Here is a 4,128-nt window from a genome sequence, read left to right on the forward strand (position 1 = left end):
GCGCATCGCCGCTGACGCGACCGCCGCGCGCGATTGGTACCGGAAAGCCGCGACACTCGGATCGGCGGAGGCGCGGCAGCGCCTCGCGCAGCTTCAGAACTAGAACTCGTTAGAGGACATCATGCGTAACGCTTTGGGAATGGCGCTTGCCGCCATCATGACCATCTGTGCCTTCGCGGCACGCGCCGAACAGGCCGAATACGATCCGGCCAAGGTCTCGGACGGCCTGAAAGCCATCTTCCAGTTCGGCTCGACCTCGACCAAGCAGGCGCTGAACGCCAACACCGTCACACTGATCACCGGCACGATCGGCGGCACTTATGTGCAATTCGGCGCCGACCTCGCCTCGGTGCTCGACGACGGCAACAAGATCCGGGTGCTGCCGATCGTCGGCCGCGGTTCGGTGCAGAGCGTTGCCGACATCCTGTTCCTGCAAGGCGTCGATTTCGGAATCGTGCGCGCCGACACGCTCGACTATCTCGAACGCAAGGGTTTTGCCAAGGACATCAAGAAGCAGTTCACCTATGTGACCAAGCTCTACAACGAAGAGATGCAGGTGATCGCGCCGAAATCGGTCGCGACCCTAAAGGATCTGGAAGGCAAGACTGTGAGCGTGGACCTGCCCAATGGCGGCACCTTCGTCACCGCGCTCACCGTGTTCGAACGACTCGGGATCAAGGCGAAGTTCGTCTATGTCGAGCAGCGCATCGCGATGGAGAAGCTGAAGGCCGGCGAGATCGACGCCGTCGTCGTGGTCGGCGGCAAGCCATATAAATCGGTCTCGACCTTCGGCAATGACGGCCGCTTCCATTTTGCGAAGGTCGACTACGCGAAGCCGCTGCAGAGCGACTATCTGCCGGCGACGCTGACTGCCAAGGACTATCCGAACCTGATCAAGGAGGGCGAGAGCGTGGACACCATCGCGGTGCCCGCAGTGCTCGCGGCCTACAATTGGGCGCCCAACACCGAGCGCTACCGCAAGCTCGCGCTGTTCGTAGATGTGTTCTTCACGAAATTTCCCGCGCTGCAAAACCCGCCCTTCCATCCCAAGTGGAAGGAGGTCTCGCTCGCAGCGCCCCTGTCAGGCTGGAACAGATTGCCGGTGGCGCAGCAATGGCTCGACAAACACGGCGTCGAGCCGGTGACACGGCAGCGCTTCGAGGCGTTTTTGAAGCAGAGCCCAGCGACGGCGCAGGTGTCCGACACGGACAAGGAAACGTTGTTCAGGCAATTCCAGGCATGGGACGCTGAGAAGGCGCGGGCACAGGCGGGGGCCGAGAAGAAATGAAGGCCGTCGTTGCGAGGAGCAAAGCGACGAAGCAATCCAGACTGCCACCGCGCAAACGACTCTGGATTGCTTCGCTTCGCTCGCAATGACGAGCCTGAGGCGAGCAGCACCCAAACACTGTCGTCCGACAAGGCCGGGACATGACGGCAGTGTGTGCGGTTAGACTGCCTCCTGCGCCGCTTCCGCCTCATCCACTCCCCGCTTCAGTGCCACGCGGGCGGCCTCGCGATGCTCGCTCGTGATGTGACCGGCAACCATGCGGATGGCGGTGGCGAGCACGGCGGCGTCATCGGCGAAGCCGAGAATCGGCATCACGTCCGCGACGAAGTCGAACGGCAGGATGAAGTAAGCGATCGCCCCGAGCAGCGAGGCCTGGACGTGGCGTGGCGTCTGCCGATCGAACGCACAGTAATAGGCAGCAAGCAGGTCTTCTGCGAACGGCAGATGCGCGGCGACACGCTTCAGCTTGCGCCAGAAGCGGCGGCGGACGCCCTCGCGATCCTTCGCGAGCCGATCGGCCGGCTCGAAACCGACGCTGTGTTCGGCAGCCATGTTCGATAAACTCCCCGTTCAGCCAGGCTGCGGATCGCCGCATCCCGGCTGATCACAAGATGGGGATGTGGCCGCCCCCTGCAAGACGTCGGCCGATCTCAGCCTGCGATCGCGTTCATCGTCTTGGCCAGCGCGATGTCGAGCGCCGTGACGCCGCCGGCGTCGTGGGTCGACAGCACCACCTCCACCGTCTTGTAGACGTTGCGCCATTCGGGGTGGTGATCCATCTTCTCGGCGGCCATCGCGGCGCGGGTCATGAAGCCGAACGCCTCATTGAAATCCTTGAAGATAAAGGTTTTCCCGATGGCATCCCGGCCCTGAACCTCGTTCCAGCCAGGTAGTCCGCCCAGCGCCTGCTTGCGCGCCTCCGCCGAGAGCCGTTCTGCCATGGTTGTCTCCGTCCTTCAGGGGAACTTTACCCTAACACCGTCCTGGCGCCCCGGGTTCACACGGGGATTTCCGCCATCCGCTAACCATGACGGAGATGTAACCCCGCCGGACAAGAAATTTGCTACAATTGCGGGCGTAAATCGCCGGCCAAGATGAAACTGAGCCTGAAGCGCCTGTTTGGGAGATCGATGACCGGGGGATTGGACCTGGCCGAAGCGCCCCCTCCGCCTTCGCCGCGATCCGCGGCGCGGAAGACGGCGCTCGTGACTCTTGCACTCGTGCTTGCGATCGTCGGCGCGCTCGCCGGTGGCTATTACTTCGCGATGCGGCCGGTGACGCTGAAGATCGCGGTCGGTCCCGCCAACAGCGATGACGTCAAGGTCGTGCAGGCACTGACGCAGGCCTTCACGCAGACCAAGAGCCAGGTGCGGCTGCGGCCGATCCAGACCGACGGCGCCACGGCCAGCGCCAATGCACTTGCGGAAGGCAAGGTCGACCTCGCCATCGTGCGCGGCGACCTCGATGTGCCCAAGAACGCGCAAGCGGTCGCGACCCTGCGCAAGAACGTCGTGGTGCTGTGGTCCGTACCGGGCAAAGGCAAGAAGCGGGGCCCGAAGATCACCAAGATCTCGCAGCTCGCCGGCCATCGCATCGGCGTGGTCGGCCGCACCCAAGCCAATGTCAATCTGCTCAAGGTGATCCTCCAGCAATACGGCGTCGATCCCGCCAAGGTCGAGATCGTGCAATTCCCGGCCAACGAAGTCGCCGAGGCGATCAAGGCCCAGAAGGCCGACATCTATCTCGCCGCCGGCCCGGTCAACAGCAAGATCACGGCGGACGCGATCGCCGCCTCCATCAAGGATTTCGGCGCGCCCAACTTCCTCGCGATCGATTCGGCGGATGCGATTGCGCAAAACCATCCGGTCTACGAAGCGTCCGAGATTCCCGCCGGCACCTATGGCGGCTCGCCCGCCCGCCCGGAGGACGAGGTCAAGACCATCAGCTTCTCGCACCACGTCGTGGCGCGCAAAGGCGTCTCCGAAACCACCATCGCAGCGTTCACGCGCCAGCTGTTCGCCGTGCGCCAACAACTGGTGACGGAATTCCCGCTCGCAGCGAAAATCGAAACGCCCGACACCGACAAGGATGCGGTGATCCCGGTGCATCCTGGCGCCGCCGCCTTCGTCGACGGCGAGGAGAAGACCTTCCTCGACAAATACAGCGATTACATCTGGTGGAGCCTGATGGCGCTCTCGGCCATGGGCTCGATCGGCGCCTGGTTCGCGGGCTATCTGAAGAAGGACGAGCGCGACAACAACAGCCATCTGCGCGAACGTCTGCTGGACATGATCGCGGCGGCCCGCAAGTGCGAGACGACCGAAGAGCTCGACCAGATGCAGGCCGAGGCCGACGACATCCTGCGCGACACGCTGCGCTGCTTCGATCACGGCGCGATCGAGGAAGCCGCGCTCACCGCCTTCAACATCGCGCTGGATCAATTCCACGCCGCCGTCGCCGACCGCAAGGCGGTGCTGTTCAGCCTGCCGCAGAACCTGCAGCGCGCAGGCGCGCAATTCAGGGCCGCCGGCAACGCTTAAAGGCTTGCCCGTGTAATCGCTGCGTCACATTGTCTCAATATAGCTTCCGTCATTCCGGGGCGATGCGAAGCATCGCGCCCGGAATGACGGACTTTCCTGCCAGCTCGGGGTCGGAGCGAATTTTCATGAACTTGAAATTCTCCCGCCGCCGCTTCCTCGCCACCGGCGCCGGAGCGCTCGGCTCGATCGCAATGCCTTCTCTCTCGCGCGCGGCCGATCGGCCCGTGGTCACGCATGGCGTCCAGTCGGGCGACGTCACGGCCAGTGGCGGCGTGGTGTGGGCGCGCACCGATCGACCCG

Annotated in this window: 4 protein-coding genes and 1 pseudogene; 3 read left to right on the forward strand and 2 right to left on the reverse strand. The window is 63.8% G+C overall.

Translation table 11 applies throughout. The annotated features are described in order from the left end of the window. Nucleotides 1–121 precede the first annotated feature (121 nt). On the forward strand, nucleotides 122–1,288 hold the full coding sequence (locus tag MOV74_RS32720; RefSeq protein WP_246931122.1) for a TAXI family TRAP transporter solute-binding subunit: 1,167 nt from the start codon (nucleotides 122–124) through the stop codon (nucleotides 1,286–1,288). Between the two features lie 159 nt (nucleotides 1,289–1,447). On the opposite strand, the gene MOV74_RS32725 is transcribed toward MOV74_RS32720, so the two are convergent. Beyond that, nucleotides 1,448–1,840, reverse strand: coding sequence for a YkvA family protein (locus MOV74_RS32725; protein ID WP_246931123.1), 393 nt, complete (start codon nucleotides 1,838–1,840; stop codon nucleotides 1,448–1,450). 98 nt (nucleotides 1,841–1,938) lie between these two features. Continuing rightward, a complete protein-coding gene (locus MOV74_RS32730; protein ID WP_246931124.1) occupies nucleotides 1,939–2,229 on the reverse strand; it encodes a 4a-hydroxytetrahydrobiopterin dehydratase in 291 nt (96 codons plus the stop codon). Nucleotides 2,230–2,382: 153 nt separating this feature from the next. On the opposite strand from MOV74_RS32730, the gene MOV74_RS32735 reads away from it, so the two are divergent. Together MOV74_RS32735 and MOV74_RS32740 are read left to right on the forward strand one after the other, a co-directional pair. After that, the gene (locus tag MOV74_RS32735) at nucleotides 2,383–3,828 is read left to right on the forward strand and encodes a TAXI family TRAP transporter solute-binding subunit (RefSeq protein WP_246931125.1); all 1,446 of its coding nucleotides are present in this window, start codon (nucleotides 2,383–2,385) and stop codon (nucleotides 3,826–3,828) included. Nucleotides 3,829–3,953: 125 nt separating this feature from the next. Beyond that, nucleotides 3,954–4,128 (forward strand): annotated as a pseudogene (locus tag MOV74_RS32740) (alkaline phosphatase); the annotation flags it as partial.

Origin of the sequence: Bradyrhizobium sp. SHOUNA76 (assembly GCF_023006445.1) — a bacterium.
Lineage (GTDB): Bacteria > Pseudomonadota > Alphaproteobacteria > Rhizobiales > Xanthobacteraceae > Bradyrhizobium.